Below are 1,684 nucleotides of genomic sequence, written 5' to 3'. Positions count from 1 at the left end.
TATAAAAGACCTTTCCACGATGCGTTTTCTACTAATCCCATCGCTCCAAAATATGTAGTCGGAAAATAATTTGTCATTTGAACGAAAAGAGAGGATTGATTATTTACAAGGTAGTCCGCAGCTGTGTCTCCAGAAAACGCACTTTTATTTCTCCACTGCATAAATACATTAATCCCTACGATAAACAGTATACTTACGATTCCGATAAATATATTTCCCCGGTCTTTATTTTTCGCTATATTCGTATACCTCATAATAATTGTCATAATCAATGAAGCTAAAACTAACGGAAGGATCGGGAAGAATAAGTAAATGACAATCATATATAGGTAGTATGTAATAAACGCACCACTCTTTAAACCGTAAGTAATAAAGATAGGCCATAAAATAAACGAACTCATTACGTATTGTGTAATTAATACTGTAAAAAACTTCGCTGAAATAATTTGGGATGGTTTTAATGGTAATGGTAACAACATTTCAATGTCATTACTATAATAAAATACCGTCAAAATGTTCGTTATACTCATTAAAAATACCCATATACTCGCAATCGCTAGTCCCATTGCAATAATAATTCCTGGCTCCTGACCTATTTGTTTCATACCTTCATATATTCCATGCGTCATCGAACCAAATATTAAAAACCCAACAAATAAAATCGCTGCAAAGGAGAATAAATATGCCCATCGTTTCTTTTTATCAGTTATAAAATCTGCATAATTTAATTTCAATAATACCTTCGTTAACGTCCAAATTTTACTCATTACCCGTCATCTCCAAGAACATTTTTTCAAGTGATTCATTGGATTTAAAATGATCTCTCATTTCATTTAAATTCCCTTTAAACTGCAAATTCCCCTTATTAATAATAGCGACGCGGTCACATATTTTTTCCGCCACTTCTAATACGTGTGTAGAGAAAAATACAATCTTCCCTTTATCTGCATGTTCTCTCATCATTTCTTTCAAAATATATGCAGATTTCGGATCAAGCCCTGTTAACGGTTCATCTAAAATCCATACATCCGGCTCATGTATAAGCACACCAATAATAACAATCTTTTGCCTCATACCGTGTGAATAACTTTGAATTTGATCAGATAAAGCATTATAAAGATCAAACTTCTTCGCTAAAGACTCTATTCGTTCTTGCCTTACTTCCTTCGGCACTTCGTACATATCAGCCATAAAGTTTAAATATTCAATTCCTTTTAATCGTAAAAACATATCCGGGCTATCTGGAACATAGCCAAATGTTTTCTTCGCTTCCATCGGGTTTTTCATAATATCTTTACCATTGATTGTAATGGTCCCTTTGTCCACCCCATGAATACCAGTAATCATCTTAATTGTCGTTGATTYACCGGCACCATTCGGTCCTAAAAATCCGAATATTTCTCCGCTAGGTACAGATAAACTTAAATCTTTTACTGCGTAGTTAGATCCATTATAACTTTTTGACACATTCACAATTTCAATCATTACATCCAATCCTTTCCTTAATTACCAATTAACTATATTGATATTATAGCATACTTATATTTTCAGATTTTTACATTTTTCAGTTTTTTCAACCTTTAAAATAAATATAAACTCCTAATCCAACGATTAAAACAACGGCTAGTATAATATAAATCATCGTAAGTCGTTTAATATTTCCTTTTGTCGCTTTACTATAATT

The 1,684-nt window shown here is 32.4% G+C and carries 2 protein-coding genes; both read right to left on the bottom strand.

All coding sequences use genetic code 11. The features are described 5' to 3' along the window. Positions 1-767, bottom strand: a 767-nt coding sequence (locus AC1DTM_RS25400; protein ID WP_477001180.1) for a putative ABC transporter permease subunit, incomplete at its 3' end; no start/stop codon positions are given. Next, a complete protein-coding gene (locus AC1DTM_RS25395) occupies positions 760-1,485 on the bottom strand; it encodes an ABC transporter ATP-binding protein (RefSeq protein WP_477001179.1) in 726 nt (241 codons plus the stop codon). The genes AC1DTM_RS25400 and AC1DTM_RS25395, both read right to left, overlap by 8 nt. Positions 1,486-1,684 lie beyond the last annotated feature (199 nt).

The sequence above is a fragment of the Bacillus sp. P4_D3 genome (genome assembly GCF_056401855.1).
The sequence above is the reverse complement of the archived record's forward strand: the minus strand, read 5'-3'. Positions and strand labels throughout refer to the sequence as shown.